The organism is uncultured Bifidobacterium sp. (assembly GCF_949292005.1).
In the GTDB taxonomy this organism is placed as follows: domain Bacteria; phylum Actinomycetota; class Actinomycetes; order Actinomycetales; family Bifidobacteriaceae; genus Bifidobacterium.
The window spans coordinates 13,873-38,204 of sequence record NZ_CASEXV010000096.1; the positions used below are offsets into that span (position 1 = coordinate 13,873).

Sequence of the window (24,332 nt, forward strand, 5' to 3'; positions counted from 1 at the left end):
GGAAGACTTTGCGAAAAGATATGGAAACGAGTGCGATGAACGATTTTGACATGGATGATGAGGATCTACAGCAGATGTACCAGGAGGTGATTCTCGACGCGTCCAAAGATCCTCATGGACGTGTCAGATTCGCCGACGATCTCACCACGGAGGATTCCTCCGCCACGCTTGGAACGGCCACGATGGCGATGACGCATGACTATTGCACTGCGGGCGAATCCCATCAGTTCAATCCCACCTGTGGTGATGAGGCGACGATCCGCGTGGAGGTGTCCAGAGACGTTCCGCGAAGAATCGATAAGATCATCTGGGACGGACAGGGATGCTCCATATCTCAGGCGAGTTTGTCGGTGATGACGGACCTCGTGGAGGGCTCCACCGTCGATGAGGCGATGCGCCTCGAGGGATTATTCCATGATCTGATGAACTCCCGGGGTGCGGGCCTTGACGATGAGGCGCAGAACGAGGCGTTGGGAGACGCCGTTGTATTTCAGGGGGTCTCGCGCTATCCCATGCGCATCAAATGCGCGCTTCTGGCATGGGAGGGCATGAAGGATTCGGTCGCCAGGGCCGTGGCCGCTCAAACGCCACCGGCACAGGAATCCGTAACAGACACGACAGCCGACGACAGCAAGGACTGATCATGAGTACTTCGGACAACAGCACTCTGGTGCCACGGCCTCAGCAGACCATATTCGACACGGTCAGCGCGGTCTTCGGAGACGAGGAGACCGCTGGACGCGTGATGAACAATCCCTCCCTTCTGGCATCCGGGCAGAAGGAGATGCGGGCGACCGACCCCGTGGAAGGTTCGGCGGCCGAATCGTCATTCGGCTGCGGCGACCATCACGATGATGATGGCGACCATGAGTGCTGCGGCCAATGTGGTCACGATGATGATGACGATGGCGACGACAACGACATCCCACTCACCGCGGTCGACGAGATCGGCAGGGCGACGGCTCAGGACGTTCGTGAGGCCCTGCATCAGGTGATCGATCCCGAGTTGGGTATTGACGTCATCGATCTGGGTTTGGTGTATGGCATCGAGATAGATGACAAAGGCCGCGCCATCATCACCATGACGCTGACGACGCCCGCATGCCCTCTGACGGATCTGATCGAGGACGAATGCGCGAGCACGCTGGCGGGCCTTGTGGAGGAGTTCCGGATCGACTGGACATGGAATCCGCAGTGGACCGTCGACAGGATATCCGCGTCCGGACGCGACCAACTGGCGGCGATCGGATTCAATCTCGACAACATGCCCCGCTACTGATCTATGGGAATTGACCTATAAAGAAATACCTGCCTGGGGAATTCCTGCAGGGCCGTGCGGATTCCGTGTCACCCGAGGGGTTTCCGAGTCCAGAATCAACCGGTGGCTCGGCCCCTGCGAGGGACTCCGTAGCCTAACGAGACAGGGGACGAGTGGCATAGAACGTCACGGCGCTGGATGCCGCGACGTTGAGACTGTCCACATCATGACTCATAGGGATCCTGACAGTCAGATCGGATTGCGCTATTGTCCGGGAGGTGAGTCCGTCGCCTTCGGTTCCGAATATCAGGGCAATTTTATCGATCCCCCCATGCTCCGCCGGCTTTCGCAGGCGTCCGGAAAGATCGTCAAGCGATATGGATTCGTCGGTCAGTGCCATGGCCACGGTGGTGAATCCGAGCCCATGAAGCTCAGCAAGTCCCGACGCAGGCCAGAAACGGGTGTCATCCCCACCGATTCTGGTCCACGGCACCTGGAACACGGTTCCCATGGAAACCCTAGCCGCGCGCCTGTACAGCGGATCCCCGCATGACGGGGTGACGAGAACCGCATCGACATCAAGGGCCGCGGCCGACCTCATCAGCGCACCAACGTTTGTGGGGTCGACAATGTTCTCCATCACGGCCACACGCGACGCGCCCGCGCAGACCTCCTCGACCGTCGGCAGCTCCCATCGGCGCATCGCCGCGAGGGCTCCACGATGAAGCCGATATCCCGTCAGACGCCTCAGCTGTTCGGGGCTGGCCACATACACCGGAACATCCGGCCCCCATGCTGCGTCGATCATCGAGAACTCCCGTGTCATTCCATCGATCCACGGCTTCTCGACGAGGAGGGACAAAGGCTCGCGTCCGGCGTCCAACGCACGGTCGATCACCTTGACCGATTCGGCTATGAACAGGCCTTTGCTGGGTTCGAGCCTGTTGCGAAGCTGCGGCTCGGTGAGGTTGACGAAGGCGTCCAGACGTGGATCGTCGATGGAGTCCACGGCGATGATTCTCATGTTCCCTACACATCCTCTGGTTGCGGTCGGTGGATTCGACGAGGTGTCCAGCTACAAGAAAACCCCTTGACGAGCAAGGGGCTTGGTGTCGCCATCGTGTCCGGAGCGGGAGTTGAACCCGCACGCCTGTAAAAATAGGCACTAGCACCTCAAGCTAGCGCGTCTACCATTCCGCCACCCGGACGTGCTTTTTGGCAACGTGTTGAACTATAGCACCTTGGCGATGAGAACGCATTGGAGTGTCGCGTTGGCGAGTCCGCGGAACGTCCCGGGCACGCACGTCAGAGTCGCCGCCGTTGTAGCCTTGACATCATGACTGCACCCATGTTTCTTCTCGACACCGGCCAGGATGACGTTCCCCTCAATTTCGACGAGCTGCACGAGGGCTGGGTGCTCACGCTTCCCGATACCGTCCGCCGCCACGCCATACAGGCGATGAGGCTGTCATCGCAGGACGTTCTGCAACTGACCGATGGACGCGGTCTGCGAATCACGGCCACGGTCGAGGATCCCGCGCAGGGACGGGTGAGGGTGAATGACGTGGGCCGTGAATGCGGCCATGTGACGAGGATCGTTCTCGTTCAGGCTCTCGCGAAGAACGGCCATGATGAGCTTGCCGTGGATGCAGCGACGCAAATTGGCGTCGACGAGGTGGTCCCCTGGCAGTCGCATCGCAGCATAGCCAAATGGAAGGCGGGCCGGACCGACAGAAAATGGAGGCAGACCCTGGCGCGTTCCACCGAGCAGGCCCGCCGTTCATGGATGCCCGAGCTGCGAGACTGCGTCGACGACTCCGGAATAGTCGCGATATGCCGTCGCGCCTGCGTTCACGGGGAACTGGTCATCGTCCTCCATCAGGATGCGACGGTCACGTGGACCGGGCTCAAAGAGGCCATCGACCGCCTTTCCCAGCGGTGTGTCGATGATGGCCGCCCGCGCTCGGTCTATATCGTCGTGGGTCCCGAGGGGGGAATCGATGATGATGAGGTGGCCGCATTCACGGACGCGGGGGCCGAATCGTGTTCCATGGGGCCAACGATCATGCGCGCATCGGTGGCCGGACCAGCCGCCACGGCCTTGTTGTGCGAATCAATGGGCCGTTTCGATTCCCGTCCCACTGTCATGAACGACGACTGACGCCGCCGCGGATCGTGACGATGCGGACGTTTCCTCCTACGAGAGGCCATATCCGCCGCGCACAATATCATGAAGGGAGCGCCATGCTCGTGGATGGCGTCTGACACGAAGGAGAAATATGGCGGATTCGGATGAGTGCCTGTTCTGCGGCATCATCGCCGGGACCATACCCAGCGAGCGCGTGTATGAGGACGACATGGTCTATGCGTTCAAGGACATCAATCCCAAAGCCAAAGTCCATGTTCTGATCGTGCCGCGAAAACACTATCGGGACGTCGCCGCCCTGGCGAAGAACGATCCTGCGCTGCTGGCGCATATTGTGGAGACTGCCCAGGGAATCGCCGACAAAGCCTTCCACGGCGCGTACCGGCTTATCTTCAACACGGGACGTGACGCAGGCCAGAGCGTCTTCCATGTGCACGCCCATGTGCTCACCGGCGAGACGATGGACGAATAGGCTCCGTGGCAACGACAACGCGAATCATCACAGTTCCCCCCGAACTCGACGCCGTGAACGTCTTTGGCACGGACGACGCGATACTCCGTGAGCTCGAGTCGGGCTTCCCCGATGTGACCATCACGGCACGTGGAAACCAGGTCTCGATAGTGTCCACGGCGCGGTCGTCCGAATCCCAGGCGGCTCATGCGGAGGACATGCTGCGCTCCATCATCGCGGCGGCATATACCGGCCCGGTGGACATCGACACCATACGACGAATGCTTGATCGTAGGACATCCCCACGTGATCCGGCCCTCGAACCAACCGCATCATCCGGTCACGAACCCAGCTGGACCGACGGCGGACGCGCGGCGGACCGCGACGCGTGGGGACGCCAACGTCCACGGGTGCCGGGTGTTATCGTCTTCGCATCCGGTGTGCCGGTGCGTCCCAAGACGGCGGGACAGGTGAGGTATGTCTCCGCCATCGAATCGCACACCATAACGTTCGGCATCGGACCGGCGGGAACCGGCAAGACCTATCTGGCCGTCGCGAAGGCGGTCCGCGCTTTCCAGGACCATCGAGTGAGCAGGATAATCCTCACCCGTCCCGCGGTGGAGGCGGGGGAGAGCTTGGGATTCCTGCCCGGAACGTTGAACGACAAGGTCGACCCCTACCTTCGCCCTTTGTACGACGCGCTGTCGGACATGCTGGGCTCCGACCGTCTTCGCCGGTATCTGGATGACGGCACCATTGAGGTCGCACCCCTCGCCTACATGCGTGGACGCACTCTTAACGACGCCTTCGTCATTCTCGACGAGGCGCAGAACACCACCGAGCAGCAGATGAAGATGTTCCTCACGCGTCTGGGGTTCAACACAACCATGATCATCACCGGGGACGTGACGCAGGTGGATCTGACGGTTCCACGCTCGGGACTGTCGAGCATCGAGGGAATTCTCTCGGGCATCGACGACATCGCCTTCGTTCATCTCGAGGCCACGGATGTCGTACGCCACGCCTTGGTGGGGAGAATCGTCGAGGCGTATGATCGGGCCGCCGTCGCCCACAATGGACAACCGTCCGATGAAAGGAACCGACGATGAGCGTCGATGTGACGAACGAGACGTCATGGAGGATCGACGGGAAGGTCTTCTCCGATCTGGGAGTGTGGGTTCTTGATCAGATGAAGGTGAGCGTCAGCTCGGATCTGACGATCATCTTCGTCGACCCCGAGCCCATCGCCGAACTCCATCAGCGGTGGATGAGCCTTGAGGGACCGACGGATGTGATGAGCTTCCCCATGGATGAGCTTCGTCCCGGAGAGGATGGGCGCATCGACGAGGGCGTTCTTGGAGATATCGTGATATGCCCGTGGGTCGCCGCCCAGCAGGCTCTTGCCGCCGGCCATGGGACGATGGAGGAGATGCTTCTGCTGTGCATCCATGGCATTCTTCATCTTCTCGGCTACGACCATGGAACGCCGGAGGAGGAGAGACAGATGTTCGGTCTGCAACGACAGCTTCTTCTCACTTTCTTCGCGGCACGCTCCTCATCCATCGAACAGGCCGTTCTGCCACCCGGCGTTCCCGACGCCCTGGCTCTCTATGAGCGTGACCATTCGACATCGGCCAGGAGGTCGAGAGGATGATGTCTCGTTTCGAATTCGCGCCCGACGCCCTGACGCTTCCCCTCATCGTCGTTATGGCCGTTGTCGCATTTCTGCTCGTCTGGTTCTCCCTGACCATGGCTGCGTCGGAAAGCGCCGTCTCCAGAGTCACTCGAGCCAATCTCAACAATCTGATTCTAGAGATTCAGACGGATGATTCCCTGACTTCCTTCATGCGTATGAAGCGCATCGCCAGGGTCCACCGCGTGCAACGGCTCATATCCGACAGGTTCTCCACCGCCGGTTCCTGCGCGTTCTTCCGCATCGCCTGCAATGTCCTCGATGGCGTTCTTGTGGCATGCACAGTGGTGTTGTGCGGGGCGCCGCTCTGGCTGGCGTTGGTTGTCGGATGCGTTTTCGCCGTCATAGTGGCAGTGATCTCGGTTCTCGTCCGTCCTCGTTCGGCGGGCGCGTACAAGCCCGTCGACATCATGCTCAAACACGCCAGGGTGATTTCCGTCGCTGTGCTGCTCACGCCTTTTGCCAGCGTCGGCGGCCACAACACGACGCGACGACGGATCCGGTCCGGGGGAGACCCGTCGGATGACGAGGCATTGGAGGCCATCGCCCATGAGCAGGGCCGCGCCACCATAGACCGCCTCGTGGAAAGCAACGATTTCGATCCCGAAGTCTCCGAGATGCTTCGCAATGTTCTGACGCTGTCCGAAACACTCACGCGTGAGATCATGGTGCCGCGCACGGATATGATCTGCATCGCCAGGGACGCGAGCTTGCGCGATCTTCTCCGGCTGTGCACACGCTCCGGCTTCTCACGCATTCCCGTGATCGGATCGGATGTCGACGATCTTCGCGGCATCGCGTATCTTAAGGACGCGGTGCGGGCGACGGCCTTCAATCCGGCGGCCGGTGAGCGGACCGTGGACAGCATGTGCCGCCAGCCTCTTCTCGTTCCCGAATCCAAACCTGTCGACGACCTTTTCCATGTCATGCAGCGATCGCGCCAGCATGTCGCCGTGGTGATAGACGAATACGGCGGAATCGCGGGACTGGTGACAATCGAGGACACAATCGAACAGATAGTCGGAGAGCTTGAGGACGAGCACGACCGGACGCAGCACGCCGAACCCGAGAAAACAGGGGACAGGACCTGGCGGCTTCCCGCGCGCACTCCAATCGCCGACCTTGAGGAGCTTTTCGAGGTTGACATCGACGAGGATGACGTCGACACCGTCTACGGGTTGCTCACCAAGCTTCTCGGCAGCGTCCCCATTGTGGGGTCCTCTGCGGTGACCCGCGGTCTTCGGCTCACGGCCGTTGATTCCGCGGGACGACGCAAGAAGGTCTCCACCATCCTTGTCGAACCTGACACCGGGGAATCGCATCGAATCAAAGCCGTTCCGGAGGACATGCCGGATGGGCGCGCAACAGCAGACAAGAGTGAGGAAGATCAATGACGGCCAAAGATGAGGGAAATACGGCTACATCCGGATACCGGTCGGGTTTTGTGGCCATCGTGGGGCGTCCCAACGTCGGGAAATCCACATTGACCAATGCTCTTGTCGGGACCAGCGTGGCGATAGCATCATCGCGTCCGGAGACCACGCGCAAAGCGATCAGAGGCATACTCACAACCGACCATGCCCAGCTCGTCCTCGTCGACACCCCCGGAATCCACCGTCCACGAACTCTTCTGGGACAACGCCTCAACGATGTCGTCAGCGACTCCCTCGCCGACGTGGACGAGGTCGCCTTCCTTCTTCCCGCGGACCAGAAGATCGGACCAGGAGATCAGATGATTCTCTCCCGGCTCCGCTCCGAATTCTCCTCCACGCGGTCGAACCGGCACGGGGAGAATGCTGAGCGTGGGCAGGATATTAAGGCGGAGAAAGGGAAAATTGAAGAGGGATGGCGGATTCCCGTCATCTGCATCGTCACCAAAATCGACGCGCTCAGCCGCCACGATCTGGTCAACAAGCTCGTCGAGATCCAAGAATTCGCGGACTTCACGGAGATCGTTCCGGTCAGCGCCTTGGATGACGACAACGTCGACGAGGTGCGGTCCGTACTCATCGACAACATGCCCGAGGGGCCCCAGATGTATCCGGAGAGCCAGCTGACCGAGGAGCGGCCCGAAGACACGATAGCCGAGCTCATACGAGGAGCCTTCCTCGAAGACCTTGAGGACGAGCTTCCGCACTCCCTGGCCGTTGTGGTGGATTCGATCGACAGACCGGAAACCGGTGACTCCGGTGCGCAGGGTGGAGCGGGCGTGTCCGCCGCGCGGGTGATGGTCTCGATCTACGTCGAGCGCGACTCGCAGAAGCCCATCATCATCGGCCACCATGCCGAGCATCTGGTGCGCGTGAAGAAGAAGCTGCGCACGCCCGTCAACCGCATCGTCGGTATGCGCAGCACCCTTGATCTGCACGTCAAGGTCGCGAAAGGATGGCAGTCCGATCCCAAAAAGCTGGACAGGCTCGGATTCTAAAACGCGATGGAGGAACGTGCTGCCGGGAATCGCTCCATTGCCACTCCCGGCAGCACGTCGGACCGACGATGGAGGAGAACTATCGACGGCGCGTGTACATCTGAGTGTTGAGAAGCGTTGAATAGCGCCTCAGCACCTTGGGCCGTATGACCTTCATGGACGCGGTCATCAAACCGTTCTCCATGCTGAACTCCTCGGGAAGGATGATGAACTTCCTGACCGATTCCGCCCGCGAGAAACCCTCGTTGGCCTTGTCGACGAACTCCTGCACACGGGCGCGGACCGCCGCGTTGGACGACGCCTGCTCCATGGACATGTCGGCATCCAACCCCTGTGCCGCCAGCCAAGGGCGCAGCGACGACTCGTCGAGCGTCACCAGAGCCGATATGAACGGCCTCTTGTCGCCCAGAACAAGAGCCTGCGACACGAGCTCGCAACGCTGAATGACCTCCTCGATGGGGCCAGGAGACACGTTCTTCCCACCTGCGGTGATGATCAGATCCTTCTTGCGGCCGGTGATGAACAGGAAGCCCTCGCCGTTCATACGCCCAAGGTCACCGGTCGCGTACCATCCATCCGAGGTAAACGAGGTGCCGGTCGCATCGTCGTTCTTGTGATAGCGATGGAAAACCGCTCTTCCCCTGACCTGCACCTCTCCGTCCTCGGCGATGCGCAGCGAGAATCCGGGGAAGGGGATTCCCACGGAGCCCTCGTGGAAGGGGGTTCCCAGAGGATTGAACGCGCAGGGCGCCGTCGTCTCCGTCAATCCGTAGCCCTCATAGACGGGGACATCGGCGCCACGGTAGAAGGCGAGAAGATCAGGGTCAAGCGGGGCGCCTCCGGTCACGATCCATTTGACCCGTCCTCCAAGCACCTGACGCAGTGGCCGGTATATCACCGGATCGTATGCGGCGCGCCTTGTCGCCAGAACGCGGCCGGCACGACCCTTGCCGTTCATCTGCTTCATATAACGTTGCGCGGTGACGACGCCACTGGCGAAAAGAAGTCCTTTGGCTCCATGCCCCGCCTTCTGCGAGGCCGCGTTGTACACCTTCTCCAGCACACGGGGAACGACGATCATAACCGACGGCTTCGCCAGCTGTAGGTCGGACAGCAACGTTTTGATGCCTTCCGCGATGTATATCCGCATATCGCTGGCGACAAGGATGTAGTTGATGGCCCTCGCGAAGGAATGCGCCTGCGGAAGGAACAGGAGCGCGGTGTTCCGGGGGTCGTGCAGAAGCTCGGGCATGTAGTCGGGAAGGTTGAGCGCCGTCATGCAATAGTGCTCGTGGGTCATCTCCACGCCTTTGGGGGCGTCGGTGGAGCCCGAGGTGTACACGATGGAGCAGAGGTCGCCTTTGCCTATGGAGTCGATCCGCGCATCCAATGACGCATCGTCGACCGTGGAGCCGAAGGCCTGGAGCTCGTCGAGTCCACCCGTCTCAAGGCACAGGATCCGCGTCAGCGAGGGGCATTCGTCAATAGCACCGTCTGCCTTGTCACGCATATCCTTCGATCCGACGATCAGCATAACCGCATCCGAGTTGTTCACGATAACGCGGATCTGCTCCGCCGAATCGGTGTCATAGATGGTGGCGAGCACACCGCCGCAAGCCATCACGGCCGCGTCGACGACATCCCATTCGTACGAGGTCCGGCACATGAAGGCCACGGCGTCGCCCTTGCGAAGACCGTAATGCAGCAGTCCCTTCGCCGCGGATCTCACATCGGCGATGAACTCGTTCGCCGTCCGGGTGATCCAGACGCCATCCCTGCGGAACGTGTACAGAGGTTCGTCCCCCATACGCCTCGCGCGATCCGCGTAGATGTCATATATCGACGTTCCCGCGGGAATCTCCGGATTCCCCTCCGTCCTCGACGTCAATAGACCGGTCGCCGCGTCAATGAACGTGGTCGTCGGATACCCGGCGCCCCAATCGTGGATATGCGGCAGTCTCATCGTCGAAAGATCCTCGCTGACTTTGACGCCGTCATCGGACCCGTTGTGTCGTGTGGGATGGACGAAATCCCCTGTCACGCTCAATGCCTTGCGGGCAACATCGAGCGTCTGTTTTCTCCACGCGTTGATAATGGACACCGCGTTCTCCTTGATCTCGCATCCCCACTGGTGTTTCCGAAGAGTCCATCGTAATGGTCTTGCCGCCTCGCGTCACCTTACGGTCGCGTAGGCTGACGCGCGGCAGGGCGACGAGCCATGGCCCTCGGACCTCCGCGCTGTCCCGAGACGTGGACGCGGAACCACTCTTCGGGTTCTCCGCGCCTAAAATAACCACGTTGTCTGTCGGGGCGTGCCGGGGGAACACAGCCCGCTGGCCCAGATCCCTGGTCGATGAGGTCGTCGGCGTGACGCCGGCGTCACGAATATGAAAGGGTGGATTGTTCGCATGGTCGAAGATACTTCGGCGGAATCCGGACCGGTCTATGGAGTGCTGGATGAAGCCTCGGATGACGAGCGTCGCGTCGCGGTGACTCCGGACATCGTCACACGGCTGCGGAAGGCGGGGATCGCATGTCTTGTCGAATCCGGCGCCGGACACGGCTCGCATTTCAGCGATGACGACTACACGAAGGCCGGGGCCTCGGTCGCGTCACGCAATGATGTGGTCACCGGAAGCGACATTCTGGGATTCGTATCGCGCCCGTCCCTCGACCTTCTCGACTCGGTTCCCCAGGGAACGTGGATCGTGGGCATGCTGGGATCGTGGACCGACCAGGAATACGTCGACGCGCTGAATGCCCGGGGCCTTGTCGGAATCGCGATGGAAAAGCTTCCACGCCGCCTCAGCTCCGCGCAATCCATGGATGAGATGACATCACAGAATTCCGTGATGGGATACAAAGCGGTGCTCGTCGCCGCCAACGCCTATGGATCGTTCCTTCCGATGATGACCACAGCCGCCGGAACCGTTCGCCCGGCCAAGGTCCTCGTGCTTGGCGCCGGAATAGCCGGACTGCAGGCAATTGGCACGGCACGGCGTCTGGGAGCGGTGGTGACCGCCTATGATGTGCGGGATGCCTCGCGCTCGGAGGTCGAATCTTTGGGAGCCAAATTCCTCGATCTGGGTCTTGATCTTTCGTCAGGCCAGGGTGAGGGCGGATACGCCAGGGAATTGACAGATGAGGAACGGGCCGCGCAGCAGGCCGCCGTCGATTCGCGTGCCGCCGATTTCGACATCGTGATCACCACCGCCAAGGTTCCGGGCCGCCGTCCTCCCGTCCTGCTCACCGCAGCCGGAGTCTCCGGATTGCGCCGAGGTGCGGTCGTCGTCGACTGCGCGGCCAGCGATCTGGGCGGAAACGTCGAGGGATCCTCCGTGGGCACCATCGTCACGGAGAACGGGGTCACTATCATTGGTGCGCCTGATCTGCCGAGCGGCGTACCCGACACGGCCTCCGCGCTGCTTGCCCGGAATCTGGCCGATGTGGTGTCCCATTTCGTCAGGGACCATCATCTGAAGGCCATTCATGACGATCTTGACGATGCGTTGGTCGTCACCACGCCCGACATCTTCGAGGAAGGGGAGTAAAGAATCATGGATACCGTCGTGGTGTCAATAACCCTGTTCATTCTGGCGCTTCTGATCGGCGTCGAGGTTATCGGGAAGGTTCCCGCGACCCTGCACACGCCGTTGATGTCAGGCGCGAACTCCATACATGGGATTGTGATCGTCGGCGTCATCATCGTCGCGGCCGAGGCTGATTCCACGCTGTCCTACGTGCTGATATTCCTCGCAGCCTTGCTGGGAACTATGAACGTGGTCGGTGGCTATGTGGTCACCGACAGGATGCTCGAGATGTTCCACAGCTCGGCTCCCCGTCCCCACACGGACGACGCCAAGTCAGTGCGGAGCGCCACGAAGGGAGATGCTCAATGAACACGCTTGATCTTGTGTCATGGTTCGTGTATCTGACGGCTTCGGTCCTGTTCGTCGTCGGATTGCATTTCATGAATTCGCCGAAAACCGCAAGAACCGGTAACCGCATCTCCGCAGTCGGCATGATAGCGGCGATTGTGATGGCTTTCGTGCATCTCGCCGTGGGCGGATTCGTCTCATCCGTGGCCGTAGTCGTCCTTATCGCCGGGATCGTTCTAGGAGCGGTGGCCGGAGTCGTCTCGGCCGTTCGCGTGAAGATGACCGACATGCCCCAACTGGTGTCCATCTTCAACACGGTCGGAGGCGGAGCTGCGGCTCTGGTGGCGCTTAACGACATTCTGTCGTCACGGGGCGAGCCCTCCATGGTGGTGCTGATCACGGCAGGTCTGGGAATCCTCATCGGATCGGTCACCTTCTCCGGCTCGCTGATCGCAGCCGGGAAGCTGCAGGGTGTGGGATTCCTCCGCAGGCTGTCGCTGCCGCAACGGGGGATCTGGAATGTCATCGTGGCGGTTCTGACGATCGCGTCCTTCGTCATGCTGTGCGTCCAGCCCGACCGCCGCGTTCTGTGGTCCATCCTCACGGCGGTTCTCGCCCTCGTCTACGGACTGGTCTTCGTCATCCCGATCGGTGGCGCCGACATGCCCGTCGTCATCTCCGTGCTGAATGCGTGCACCGGAACGGCCGTGGCGATGAGCGGTCTCGCGATCGGCAACGTCGCACTGATCGTCGCCGGAGCGCTGGTCGGAGCCGCGGGAGTCACTTTGTCCCTGCTTATGGCCAAGGCCATGAATCGCCCACTCCATACCGTTCTGGCTGGAGGCTTCGGAACTTCGGAATCGTCGTCGTCGCAGGGAGCCGGCCCCGAGGGCACCATGCGCGAGGGAAGCGCCGACGATCTGGCTGTCCAGCTGGTCTATGCCTCGAAGGTCATCTTCGTTCCGGGCTTCGGTCTCGCCCAAGCGCAGGCGCAGCGTGAGCTGGCAGATCTGGGCGAGATCCTCAAATCCCATGGCGTGGAGGTTCTCTATGCGATTCACCCGGTCGCTGGGCGCATGCCCGGACACATGAACGTGCTTCTCGCCGAGGCGAATGTGCCCTACGAGGAGCTCATCGACCTCGATGACATCAATCCGCAGTTCCCGTCCGCTGATGTAGCGCTGGTGGTCGGAGCAAACGACGTGACCAATCCCGCCGCCCGCAAGCCGGGTTCCGCGGTTTCCGGGATGCCCATCCTCGATGTCGACAAGGCCCAGCATGTCGTGGTTATGAAACGTGGACGCGGACGTGGATATGCGGGAATCGAGAATGAGCTCTACTTCCGCGACAACACGCAGATGGTGTTTGGGGACGCCAAATCAAGCCTCCAGGCCGTCATCGCGGCAGTTAAGGATCTGCTGGCGTGAGATCCGCGCGATGCCGGGACAGGCATGTCCGTAACCTCGTGGTAGAATCCTCGGGAAGCTTTGGCGAGGGTTTGAATAACCGTTATCGACTCGGCGATGGTCCATCCCGTGATGGTCCGCGGCGTGTCGTGGCGCCCGGGCGGACACGCTGGAACGACATCGCGCCGCATGACGTAGGTGTCCTGGACTGACAGGAGTTGCCACAATGGCCAACACAATCGCAATCAAGGGTGAGGTTCGCACCGAATTCGGCAAGGGAGTGGCTCGTCGCATGCGCGTCGCTGGCAAGATTCCCGCGACGATCTACGCCGGTGGCGCCGATCCCGATTTCATCGAGCTTCCGATGAAGGAGACCACACTCGCGCTACGTCGCACGAACGCGTTGTTCACTCTTGAGTTCGGCGGAGAGAAGAAGCTCGCCGTCGTCAAGGACGTTCAGCGCAATCCTGTGAAGAGAATCGTCGAGCACATTGATTTCTACGAGGTCCGCGCCGGTGAGAAAATCGCCGTCGAGGTCCCTGTCTTCGTCGAGGGGACGCCGAAGGGCGCCGCCGTGGCGTTCGTGGACATTCAGGAGCTGAGGGTTCGCGCCGATGTGGCCAACCTGCCGGAGCGCATCGTCGTCAACGTCGATGGACTCACCGACGGAACCAAGGTGTTCGCCAAGGATCTGGAGCTCCCCGAGGGCGCTGAGCTCGACATCGAGGATGTCGAGGCGTCCGTGGTGACCGTCGAGGTTCCTGAGGATGCGACCGCGACGACCGCCGGCGAGGAGACCGCCGAAGCCCCAACCACCGACGCCGACGCCGCTCCGGCTGACGCCGACGCAGACAACGCCTGATCTTCGCCACTTCGACGATATCGGTCGAGACGGTAGATAACGATGGAAGGGAGCCCAATCGCGGGCTCCCTTTTTCATATCGTGAACCAGCGCGCCGCGACGACGCTCCGTGGTGACACACTGGAGAAGGAGCTCCGCCAGAAGCGGGGTATCAATGTCGAATGCGGCCACTGAAAGGCCGCGGAATGAAGAAGTGGACAATGGCTGAACAATCACATCACGATCCCACCGAGACGACGAAGCTGGCCGAGCGCTTCGCCGTTCTCCCGAACGAGAATCCCGCATCCGACGCGAAGCGTCAGGAGCTCATCGACAAGCCCGCCTTCGGGCAGGTGTTCTCGGACAACATGGCCCATATGTCGTGGACGAAGGGGGAGGGCTGGTCGGATAGGCGCATCGAGCCGTACGCCCCGCTGAAGATGGATCCTGGCGCATCCGTCCTCCATTACGCGCAGGAATGCTTCGAAGGCCTCAAAGCCTATCATCATGAGGATGGATCGCTGTGGCTGTTCCGTCCCGACGCCAACGCCGAGCGCTTCCAGAACTCCGCGAAGCGCCTGTACCTTCCCGAGGTGTCGATCGACGACTTCATCGGCTCCGTCGCGGCTCTGGTCAGGCGAGATGCGGCGTGGGTTCCCACGCGCCGCGAATACACTCTGTACATGAGGCCCTTCATGTTCGCTTCCGAGCCCTTCCTCGGCGTCCGCGCCCCGGAGGAGGTCGAGTACTGCGTGATCGCTTCCCCTTCTGGCCCCTACTTCGCCGGTGGCGTCAAGCCGGTAAGCATCTGGGTCGAGGACAAATGGTTCCGCACGGGACCCGGGGGAACCGGATTCGCCAAGTGCGGTGGCAACTATGCGGCCTCCCTTCTGGGAGAATACCGTGGCGTTGACAACGGATGCGAGCAGGTGTGCTTCGTCGACGCGGCGACCAAGACCTATCTCGAGGAGCTTGGCGGAATGAACATGTTCGTCGTGCACAAGGATGGACATCTTGAGACGCCATCACTCACCGGGAACATTCTTCCGGGCGTCACGCGCCGCTCGTTGATCCAGCTCGCCGGGGACAAAGGTCACGACGTCGTCGAGACGATGATCAAGCTTGACGATCTTCTCGACCAGATCAAGTCCGGCGAGGTCACCGAGGTGTTCGCCTGCGGCACCGCGGCCATAATCACCCCGATTGGACGGTTCAAGTCCGAGAAGTTCGATGTGACGGTCGCAGATGGCGGATCAGGTGAACTGACGATGCAGCTGCGAAACGATCTTCTGGGAATCCAGCTCGGCGAGATCGAGGATCCGCACAACTGGATGTGGAAGGTCATGTAGCCCCAGGATCACGGCAGGGGTCCAAGGCGGTGGTGCACGGATATGTCGGTGCGCCACCGCCTTGTTTTTATATCCGCGCCGGCCACGCTCGCGACGCGCCGTGTGCCCATTCCGTTATGGTTGGTGGCTGTATTGTGCCTGATGGCTGTGCGGCGCAGTAAGTTTCGTTCCGCCGTTCCCGCGGACCCGCGCGGATGCAGGCTTGAGAACGATGGAGGGAGGTGGCGGGATGCGCGTCGCGCTTGAAAGCAATGGCTTCTTTATGGGAATCGAGTACCTCGCGGTGTTCTTCTGCGGGATCATGGGAGGGTTGAGCGCCATCAAGCGCGGCTATGACCTCTTCTCCATCGTGCTCGTCGCCTGGCTGACCGCTCTGGGCGGAGGGATCCTGCGTGACGTGCTTCTCGGGGATCTTCCGCCTGTGGGGATCTCCGACAGGGGTTTCGTCCTCACGGCTCTTGCGGCCGGACTTGTGGCTGCGTTCGCCCACCCCGAGGTGGAACGCATGTATTGGACGATGATCGTCGTGGATGCCCTAGCTTTGGGACTTTTCGCGGTCAACGGGACCGCGAAGTCGCTGTCCATGCATGGCTCGGGCATGACGGCCGTTTTCATGGGCATGTTCACCGCTTTAGGTGGTGGCCTCATACGGGACACTCTTCTCAACGAGGTGCCGATGGTCATTCGCGACAGGCACTGGTACGCGGTTCCCACGGCTGTCGGGTGCGTCCTCACGGTTGTGGTCTTCCGCGCCACACAGAGGGGGGACATCGGCTTGCACATCGAGATGGCTTTGGACGTGGGCATTGTGGCGCTTGTCGTCGTGATGCGGGTCCTGTCCGTGGCTTTCAACATCACGCTTCCCGGAGCCGTGGAGCGTGACCGCTTCGATTTCCATGAGCAGGGAAGGTATCTGGCGCGGCCTGTCATACATCCTCACGGCCACGGAGCCCGTGGCGGCGGCGGGGGACAGGAAGGGGACTCACAGGACACCGTCCAATGATTCCACCAGCGAATATAGCTGTGGGCCCGATGCCTTATCGACATCGGGCCCACAGCACGGGCGGAAACGTCCGTGGAAACGACTCAGAGAGCGTTAATCGCAAGCGCCAGACCGGACTTGCGGTTGGCGGCCTGGTTCTTATGGATGACGCCGACGCCGGCAGCCTTGTCAAGCTTGCGGGCAGCGACCTGATAGGCGGCCTGAGCGGCTTCCTTGTCACCGGACGCGATAGCCTCGCGGGTGGCTCGGATGGCGGTCTTGATGCCTGACTTCACGGCGACATTGCGCACGTGGGACTTCTCGTTGGTCAGGACACGCTTCTTCTGGGACTTGATGTTTGCCACGGTTTACACTCCATACGACATTGGCTCAATAGACATACGGTGCTGATGATAGCACAATCGGTCGCTCAGCATACGCCATAGGCTTCAGATCGCACAAGCTGGACGGCACGTCCCGTCTCCTTGGCGGACTGTAGACTGGTGTGGCGCGTTGAACGTCACCGAATGGTCGGTGCCGAAGGAGGGCAGTCGTGTCGCAACAGAAGAACATCCCGGGGTATACGGACCAATCACTGATCCGCAACTTCTGCATCATCGCGCATATCGACCACGGCAAGTCGACAGTCGCCGACCGCATACTCCAGCTTTCGGGAATCGTCCCCGAACGCGAGATGAGGGACCGGTTCCTCGATCGGATGGACATCGAGCAGGAACGGGGAATCACCATCAAATCCCAGGCGGTCCGCGTCCCCTGGACCGTTGATGGCACCGAATACACTCTGGGGATGATCGACACCCCGGGTCATGTCGACTTCACGTATGAGGTGTCCCGAGCGCTGGCGGCCTGCGAAGGGGCCGTTCTTCTGGTCGACGCCACACAGGGGATCGAGGCCCAGACCCTGTCGAACCTTTATATGGCAATCGACCATGACCTCACAGTCATCCCGGTGCTCAACAAAATCGACCTCCCCAGCGCGGAACCAGACAGGCACGCCGATGAGATAGCAGGCCTCCTGGGATGTGAACCATCCGATGTGATGAGGGTCTCCGGCAAGACGGGAGAAGGCGTCTCGGATCTGCTCGACAGAATAGTGCGTGAGGTTCCCGCTCCGCACGGCGACCCCACGGCCCCGCCCCGGGCGCTGATATTCGACTCCGTGTACGACTCGTACCGCGGGATCGTCACGTATATCAGAATGGTTGACGGCGAGCTCAGAAGCAGGGGAAAGCTGCGCATGATGGGGATCGGCATGACGCACGATCCCATCGAAATCGGCGTGGTCAGCCCCGATATGACACCGACGCAGGCTCTGGGCGCGGGCGAGGTCGGCTACGTCATCACGGGAGCCAAGGATGTGAGCCAGTCCAAGGTGGGAGACACCATCACCTCGGCGGACAATCCCGCGTCGACCGCGTTGGAAGGCTACCGCGACCCCAAACCGATGGTGTACGCAGGATTGTTCCCGATCGACAACGCGCAATTCCCGGACCTCCGCGACGCGCTGGACAAACTCAAACTCAATGACGCGGCCCTGACCTATCAACCGGAGACGTCGGTGGCACTGGGATTCGGATTCCGGTGTGGATTCCTGGGACTTCTGCATATGGAGATCGTCTCCGAGCGATTGGAGCGCGAATTCGGCCTGGATCTGATCTCCACGGCTCCGAATGTGACCTACGATGTCACCTCCGAGGATGGAAGCGTGCATCATGTCACGAATCCCAGCGAATTCCCCGAAGGTAAGGTCAAAAAGATCATCGAGCCCATGGTCGCGGCCGACATCATCACGCCCAAGGATTTCATCGGCGCCGTCATGGAACTATGCCAGGACCACCGCGGGGCGATGGGAACGATGGAGTATCTGAGCACGGACAGGGTGGAGATGCATTACCGCATTCCCTTGGCCGAGATCGTCTTCGACTTCTTCGACCAGCTCAAAAGCCGCACGAAAGGCTACGCGTCGTTGGACTACCACGAGGACGGCGAGCAGGCGGCCGATCTCGTCAAGGTGGACATCCTCATCCAAGGCGATACGGTCGACGCGTTCAGCGCGATAGTCCATCGCGACAAGGCCTACTCGTACGGAGTGATGATGACCAAGAAGCTGCGAGAGCTGATACCGCGCCAGCAGTTCGAGATCCCCATCCAGGCCGCCATCGGCTCGCGCATCATCGCGCGCGAGAACATCAGGGCGCTGCGCAAGGATGTTCTCGCTAAGTGCTACGGCGGCGACATCACAAGAAAGCGCAAGCTTCTCGAGAAACAGAAGGCTGGGAAAAAGCGGATGAAGATGCTCGGCCACGTGGAGGTGCCCCAGGAGGCGTTCATAGCGGCGCTCTCCACGGGGGCGGCAGGAACGGACCGCGACACCAAGGACAAGATCCGCGCGGCGGAGAAGTCCTCCTGATGTCCTTCGGAGTCTACATCCACGTCCCCTTCTGTCTGCGCCGTTGCGGGTACTGCGATTTCAACACCTACACGGCGGTGGACCTCGGGGGGGGCGCCAGCCGTGACACCTACGCCCGGCTGGCCGCCGAGGAGATGCGCTCCATACGTGAGTGGCAGCTTCGCGAGAACATCGAGGAGCCGGCAGCGTCCAGCGTGTTCTTCGGAGGGGGAACCCCGACGATTCTTCCCGCCGACGATCTGGTGGCTATGCTCGACGCGGTTCGGAGCATCTGGGGGATACGTCCTGACGCCGAGATCACGACCGAGGCGAATCCGGACACGGTCGACGCGGCGTACATACGACGGCTGGCGGATGGCGGCTTCACACGCATCTCTTTTGGCATGCAGTCGGCGGTTCCCCGCGTCCTGCGGACATTGGACCGAACGCATACGCCACGGAACGTCGAGGCCGGGGTAAGCGCGGCGGACTCGTGCTCCCTGCGTTCCAGCGTCGACCTCATCTACGGAACGCCAGGAGAGAGCCTGTCGGACTGGGAGGCCTCCCTGCATGCCGCGATCGACCTTGGCGTGCGGCATGTCTCGGCCTACGCCCTGACGATCGAACCCACCACCGGCATGGGGCGCCGTATCCAGAGCGGCACGCTGTCCAGACCCGACGACGACGATGAGGCCCGCAAATACGAAATCGCGGACGATATGCTCTCCGCGTCCGGCCTGAGATGGTACGAGATATCGAACTGGTCGCGGCCGGGATACGAAAGCGTCCACAACCTCTCCTACTGGCGGAATGAGGATTGGGCGGGAATAGGCCCGGGGGCGCATTCGCACTATTCGAAGAACGGACGCGACATCCGGGCTTGGGATGTCAAGCATCCACGCGCATGGGCGATCTCCCTGGGGTCGGGAAGGATTCCATGGGCGGGAAGCGAGGCATTGGGAACCCAGGAGCGCGTGGAGGAGGCCGTCATGCTGGGCATGCGCCTACGGGAGGGACTCGATCCCGCCACGGTCGAATCACTGTCGGGGCGACGCGTCGATCCAACCGCGATTCAATCTCTCGTGACCGAGGGTCTCATCGTTCACGAAGGGGACCGTCTCGTCGCGACCCGCCGCGGCAGGCTCCTCAACGACATCGTCATAGGCGCGCTTCTGGATGCGGTCGGACAGTGAGAGGTGGTATCCCGGGAATCGCCTGTACATCATATGGACACGGTGTGCGGCGTCGACATGTCCGGGCTGTATCGTGTGATGGCACTGTTCAACAACGACGGGTCAGGCCCGTCTCTGGAGTGAGGTGATTGTGGTGACGTTTCAAGCTCCCCTTGATTTGACGACTCATCGCGCCGAAGGACTTTACGATCCCTCGCAGGAGCATGACGCCTGCGGCGTGGGCATGGTGACGACTCTCAACAGGAAGCCCGAACGAGCCATAATCGATTCGGCCATCGAGGTTCTGGTCAACCTCAACCATCGAGGGGCTGTGGGTGCCGAGGAGAACACCGGCGACGGCGCGGGAATCCTTCTGGCCATGCCCGACGCGTTCATGCGCGCTGTTGCCGGTGTCGGCCTGCCCGCCGCCGGGGCATACGCTGCGGGAATCGCCTTTCTCGACAGGGACATCGCGCAGGCGGGACATCAGCAGCAGGCCATAGCCGACATCGCCCGCGAGGAGGGACTTGATGTCCTCGCTTGGCGTGACGTGCCGACGAATCCCAACGGACTGGGCCTCCAGGCGCTTGCCTCAATGCCATCGTTCAGAATGCTCGTTCTGGCGGCACCGGATCGGACGACGTCTGGAATCGCCTTGGACAGGATGACGTTCCGCGTGCGCAAAAGGGTGGAACACGAGGTCGGGACCTATTTCGCGTCTCTATCGTCCCAGACGATCACCTACAAGGGCATGCTCACGACGATGCAGCTCACCCCGTTCTTCCCCGATCTGTCCGACGATCGCATGGCCACAACCATCGCCATCGTCCATTCGCGCTTCTCCACGAACACGTTCCCCAGCTGGCCTTTGGCCCAGCCTTTCCGGATCATCGCGCACAACGGGGAGATCAACACCATCCAGGGCAACAGAAACTGGCTGTCCGCCCGTGAGGGACGTCTTAGCAGCGACCTTCTCGGCGAGCTGTCTCCGCTTCTGCCCATCACCACGCCGGGATATTCGGATTCCGGAACCTTCGACGAGTGCCTCGAGCTTCTGCATCTGGCCGGACGCAGCCTTCCCCATGCGATATCGATGATGGTTCCCCCCGCGTGGGAGAAGGATCCCGACCTCGATCCCGACGTCAGAGCCTTCTACGAGTACAACAACACTCTTATCGAGCCGTGGGACGGACCTGCCGACATCGTGTTCACCGATGGCCTGCAGGTGGGGGCCGTTCTTGACCGCAACGGCTTCCGTCCCGGACGGTGGCAGCTCACCGACGACGGTTATGTTGTTCTGGCTTCCGAGGCCGGAGTCCTTCCCGAAACTCCTGCCGAAACCATTGTCGCCAAAGGGCGTCTGGAGCCGGGCCGCATGTTCCTCATCGACACCGCCGAGGGTCGAATCATTCCGGATGAGGAGATCAAAAAGACCCTCGCCGCGCAGCATCCCTACCGCTCGTGGGTTGAAGGAAACTCCGTGGAGATGAGCCAGCTTCCGGTTCGCGAGCATGTCCGTCATTCCGGACAATCCGTGCAACGCCGTCAACGCGCGTTCGGCTATACGGAGGAGGATCTGAAGATCCTTCTCGCACCAATGGCAAACACGGGCAAGGAACCTTTGGGATCCATGGGCAACGACGCGCCAATGGCAGTTCTGTCGTCGCGCAGCCGGATGCTTTTCGACTATTTCACGCAGAAGTTCGCCCAGGTCACGAATCCGCCGCTCGACTGGGAGCGCGAAGAGATCGTCACCTCGTTGGAATCCGCGATAGGCCCCGAGCCGAACCTGCTCGAGGACGTCGAGCAGCATGCGAAGAAAATCATCATCCCCCTGCCCGTCATCAACTCCGACGAGATGGCGCAGCTCAAGCGCCTCGACAGGACGAAGCTGCTCAACGGATACTACAGGCCCTTCATCGTGCGTGGCCTGTATCAGGTCGCCGGAGGTGGAGAAGCCCTTCGCAAGCGCCTTGATGACATCTTCGCGGAGATCGACCAGGCCATCGACGAGGGATCGAACTTCATCGTCCTCTCCGACCGCGAGTCGAACCACACCTGGGGCCCCATCCCGTCCCTTCTGCTGACAAGCGCCGTCCAGCACCATCTTCTCCGCCGCCACACGCGCACCCAGGTATCCCTTGCGGTCGAGGCCGGCGATGTGCGGGAGATCCACCACGTCGCGCTTCTCATCGCGTACGGGGCAGCCTGCGTCAACCCCTATCTCGCCTTCGAATCCGTCGAGGATCTCGCCCAGAAGGGATATCTGTCGGTTGACGCCTCCACGGCGGTCGGCAATCTGACGAAGGCTCTCTCCACCGGCGTCCTCAAGATCATGAGCAAAATGGGCGTCTCCACCATCATGAGCTACCGCGGAGCGCAGCTCTTCGAGGCCGTGGGACTCAACAGGGACGTCATTGACGAGTACTTCACCGGCACCACGTCCAGAGTGGGAGGCATCGGGCTTGACGACATCGCCGAGGAGGTGGCGGTTCGACATCGCGTCGCGTACCCCAACCAGTGGAACGCGCGTCCCCATAGGAATCTGCGCACGGGCGGGGACTACAAGTGGAGGAGAACGGGGGAGGACCACCTCAACGACCCCGAGGCCATCTTCCTGCTTCAACAGTCGACGCGTCGCGGCGACTACGACATGTTCAAGAAATACTCGGCGCACGTCAACGACACATCCAACCGCCTGATGACGCTGCGCGGACTGATGGAGCTCACCCCGACCCGCAGTCCGATCGACATATCCGAGGTAGAACCCGCAGGCGAGATCGTCAAGCGCTTCTCCACAGGAGCCATGAGCTATGGCTCGATATCCCAGGAGGCGCACGAGACTCTCGCCATCGCCATGAACTCCATCGGCGCCCGCTCCAATTCCGGCGAAGGTGGTGAGTCCGACGACAGGATCTCCGATCCACGCCGCTATAGCCGGATTAAGCAGATCGCATCCGCACGCTTCGGAGTCACCAGCGATTATCTGGTTCATGCGACGGACCTTCAGATCAAACTCGCGCAGGGAGCCAAGCCCGGTGAGGGAGGGCATCTTCCCGGAGCCAAGGTTCCGCCGTGGATCGCCACCGTCCGGCACGCCACCCCCGGCGTGGAGCTCATATCGCCGCCCCCGCACCACGACATCTATTCGATCGAGGATCTCAAGCAGCTCATCAACGATGCGAAGATGGCGAATCCCAAAGCGCGGATCCACGTCAAGCTCGTCTCCGAGTTCGGAGTGGGAACCATCGCCGCCGGTGTGGCCAAATGCCATGCGGATGTGGTACTCATCTCAGGCCACGATGGCGGAACGGGAGCCGCGCCTCTGAACGCCATCAAACATGCCGGAACTCCTTGGGAGATCGGATTGTCGGAAACCCAGCAGACATTGATCCTCAACGGATTGAGGTCACGCATAGTCGTTCAGTGCGACGGTGAACTGAAAACAGGGCGCGACGTGCTGATAGCGGCGCTTCTGGGAGCCGAGGAGTTCGGGTTCGCGACAAGCGCTCTGATGGTCGAAGGATGCGTCATGATGCGCGCCTGCCAGAAGAACACCTGCCCGCAGGGAATCGCCACCCAGGACCCCGAGCTTCGCGCGCGTTTCACGGGTCGTCCCGAAGATGTCGTGAACTTCTTCATGTTCATTGCGCAGGAAGTCCGCGAGCTGTTGGCGAGCCTCGGCTTCCACACGCTTGAGGAGGCCGTGGGGCATGTGGAGTGTCTTGATCAGAACAAGGCAGTGAGCGCGTGGAAGGCCGACGGCATCGATCTGAGCAATGTGCTGATGCAGGCGGGCCCAACGCCGGGAACGATCCTTCATCAGACGATCGCGCAGAACCATGAGCTTGAGAAGGCGCTCGACAACAAGCTCATCGAATACGCGTCACCAGCCCTCGACCACGGCGAACCGGTGAGAGTCGACATCCCGATCAGGAACGTGAACCGGACTGTGGGAACGATGCTCGGCTACGAGATCACCAGCCGCTACGGCGCCAAAGGACTTCCCGACGACACCATCGACATGACGCTTCGCGGCTCGGGGGGACAGTCTCTTGGAGCGTTCATCCCGCGAGGCGAGACGCTTCGCGTGATCGGCGAGGTGAACGACTACGCAGGCAAGGGACTGTCCGGCGGGCGTCTGATCATCCGCGCCGCTGATGATGTCCGATACGATCCGCATAAGAACGTCATCGCCGGGAACGTGGTCGGATTCGGTGCGACATCTGGAGAGATGTTCGTCGCAGGCCGGGCGGGGGAACGCTTTGCTGTGCGTAACGGCGGCGCCACCTTCGTCGTCGAGGGCGTGGGCGACCAC

The 24,332-nt window shown here is 61.3% G+C and carries 20 protein-coding genes and 1 tRNA gene; 17 read left to right on the forward strand and 4 right to left on the reverse strand.

The features are described 5' to 3' along the window. Positions 1–35 precede the first annotated feature (35 nt). Both sufU and Q1X90_RS07305 read left to right on the forward strand, forming a co-directional pair. Positions 36–641, forward strand: a complete 606-nt coding sequence (sufU, locus tag Q1X90_RS07300) for a Fe-S cluster assembly sulfur transfer protein SufU (RefSeq protein WP_300768577.1) — start codon at positions 36–38, stop codon at positions 639–641. 2 nt (positions 642–643) lie between these two features. Continuing rightward, complete coding sequence (locus Q1X90_RS07305) at positions 644–1,279, forward strand: metal-sulfur cluster assembly factor (protein ID WP_300768579.1); 636 nt, start codon at positions 644–646, stop codon at positions 1,277–1,279. Between the two features lie 133 nt (positions 1,280–1,412). Here Q1X90_RS07305 and Q1X90_RS07310 read toward each other — a convergent pair whose 3' ends face one another. Next, positions 1,413–2,282 carry an RNA methyltransferase gene (locus Q1X90_RS07310; RefSeq protein WP_300768581.1) on the reverse strand — a complete coding sequence of 290 codons (870 nt, stop codon included), beginning with the start codon at positions 2,280–2,282 and terminating at the stop codon, positions 1,413–1,415. Between the two features lie 97 nt (positions 2,283–2,379). Beyond that, a tRNA-Leu gene (locus Q1X90_RS07315) sits at positions 2,380–2,466 on the reverse strand. A gap of 128 nt (positions 2,467–2,594) precedes the next feature. Here Q1X90_RS07315 and Q1X90_RS07320 point away from each other — a divergent pair. From Q1X90_RS07320 to era, 6 genes are all read left to right on the forward strand, one after another. Continuing rightward, the gene (locus tag Q1X90_RS07320) at positions 2,595–3,419 is read left to right on the forward strand and encodes a 16S rRNA (uracil(1498)-N(3))-methyltransferase (RefSeq protein ID WP_300768583.1); all 825 of its coding nucleotides are present in this window, start codon (positions 2,595–2,597) and stop codon (positions 3,417–3,419) included. A gap of 118 nt (positions 3,420–3,537) precedes the next feature. After that, entirely contained in the window at positions 3,538–3,876 is a 339-nt protein-coding gene (locus Q1X90_RS07325) for a histidine triad nucleotide-binding protein (RefSeq protein ID WP_300768585.1), read from the forward strand. Between the two features lie 5 nt (positions 3,877–3,881). Continuing rightward, positions 3,882–4,964 carry a PhoH family protein gene (locus tag Q1X90_RS07330; RefSeq protein ID WP_300768594.1) on the forward strand — a complete coding sequence of 361 codons (1,083 nt, stop codon included), beginning with the start codon at positions 3,882–3,884 and terminating at the stop codon, positions 4,962–4,964. Beyond that, complete coding sequence (gene ybeY / locus Q1X90_RS07335) at positions 4,961–5,509, forward strand: rRNA maturation RNase YbeY (protein ID WP_300768596.1); 549 nt, start codon at positions 4,961–4,963, stop codon at positions 5,507–5,509. The genes Q1X90_RS07330 and ybeY overlap by 4 nt, the downstream gene beginning before the upstream one ends. Beyond that, entirely contained in the window at positions 5,509–6,942 is a 1,434-nt protein-coding gene (locus Q1X90_RS07340) for a hemolysin family protein (RefSeq protein ID WP_300768626.1), read from the forward strand. Before ybeY ends, Q1X90_RS07340 begins: the two co-directional genes overlap by 1 nt. Continuing rightward, a complete protein-coding gene (gene era, locus Q1X90_RS07345) occupies positions 6,939–7,976 on the forward strand; it encodes a GTPase Era (protein WP_300768598.1) in 1,038 nt (345 codons plus the stop codon). Before Q1X90_RS07340 ends, era begins: the two co-directional genes overlap by 4 nt. A gap of 79 nt (positions 7,977–8,055) precedes the next feature. Here the strand turns inward: era and Q1X90_RS07350 are convergent, their stop codons facing one another. Then, positions 8,056–10,077, reverse strand: coding sequence for a long-chain fatty acid--CoA ligase (locus Q1X90_RS07350; protein ID WP_300768600.1), 2,022 nt, complete (start codon positions 10,075–10,077; stop codon positions 8,056–8,058). Positions 10,078–10,384: 307 nt separating this feature from the next. On the opposite strand from Q1X90_RS07350, the gene Q1X90_RS07355 reads away from it, so the two are divergent. The 6 genes from Q1X90_RS07355 (at position 10,385) to Q1X90_RS07380 (ending at position 16,453) form a co-directional block, all read left to right on the forward strand. Beyond that, positions 10,385–11,527: an NAD(P) transhydrogenase subunit alpha gene (locus tag Q1X90_RS07355; RefSeq protein WP_300768602.1), complete on the forward strand. Its 1,143-nt coding sequence runs from the start codon at positions 10,385–10,387 to the stop codon at positions 11,525–11,527. A gap of 6 nt (positions 11,528–11,533) precedes the next feature. Next, positions 11,534–11,875 carry an NAD(P) transhydrogenase subunit alpha gene (locus Q1X90_RS07360; protein ID WP_300768604.1) on the forward strand — a complete coding sequence of 114 codons (342 nt, stop codon included), beginning with the start codon at positions 11,534–11,536 and terminating at the stop codon, positions 11,873–11,875. Next, a complete protein-coding gene (locus Q1X90_RS07365; RefSeq protein ID WP_300768606.1) occupies positions 11,872–13,281 on the forward strand; it encodes an NAD(P)(+) transhydrogenase (Re/Si-specific) subunit beta in 1,410 nt (469 codons plus the stop codon). The genes Q1X90_RS07360 and Q1X90_RS07365 overlap by 4 nt, the downstream gene beginning before the upstream one ends. Positions 13,282–13,486: 205 nt before the next feature. After that, a complete protein-coding gene (locus Q1X90_RS07370; RefSeq protein WP_300768608.1) occupies positions 13,487–14,122 on the forward strand; it encodes a 50S ribosomal protein L25/general stress protein Ctc in 636 nt (211 codons plus the stop codon). A 200-nt stretch (positions 14,123–14,322) separates the two neighbouring features. Further along, a complete protein-coding gene (locus Q1X90_RS07375; RefSeq protein WP_300768610.1) occupies positions 14,323–15,450 on the forward strand; it encodes a branched-chain amino acid aminotransferase in 1,128 nt (375 codons plus the stop codon). A 229-nt stretch (positions 15,451–15,679) separates the two neighbouring features. Further along, positions 15,680–16,453, forward strand: coding sequence for a TRIC cation channel family protein (locus Q1X90_RS07380; RefSeq protein ID WP_300768612.1), 774 nt, complete (start codon positions 15,680–15,682; stop codon positions 16,451–16,453). Positions 16,454–16,536: 83 nt separating this feature from the next. On the opposite strand, the gene rpsT is transcribed toward Q1X90_RS07380, so the two are convergent. Continuing rightward, positions 16,537–16,797: a 30S ribosomal protein S20 gene (rpsT, locus tag Q1X90_RS07385; protein WP_300768614.1), complete on the reverse strand. Its 261-nt coding sequence runs from the start codon at positions 16,795–16,797 to the stop codon at positions 16,537–16,539. Between the two features lie 188 nt (positions 16,798–16,985). On the opposite strand from rpsT, the gene lepA reads away from it, so the two are divergent. From lepA to gltB, 3 genes are all read left to right on the forward strand, one after another. Further along, the gene (gene lepA / locus Q1X90_RS07390; protein ID WP_300768616.1) at positions 16,986–18,863 is read left to right on the forward strand and encodes a translation elongation factor 4; all 1,878 of its coding nucleotides are present in this window, start codon (positions 16,986–16,988) and stop codon (positions 18,861–18,863) included. Then, a complete protein-coding gene (hemW, locus tag Q1X90_RS07395; RefSeq protein WP_300768618.1) occupies positions 18,863–20,035 on the forward strand; it encodes a radical SAM family heme chaperone HemW in 1,173 nt (390 codons plus the stop codon). The genes lepA and hemW overlap by 1 nt, the downstream gene beginning before the upstream one ends. Before the next feature lie 133 nt (positions 20,036–20,168). Beyond that, on the forward strand, positions 20,169–24,332 hold a 4,164-nt coding region (gltB, locus tag Q1X90_RS07400; protein ID WP_300768628.1), incomplete at its 3' end, for a glutamate synthase large subunit.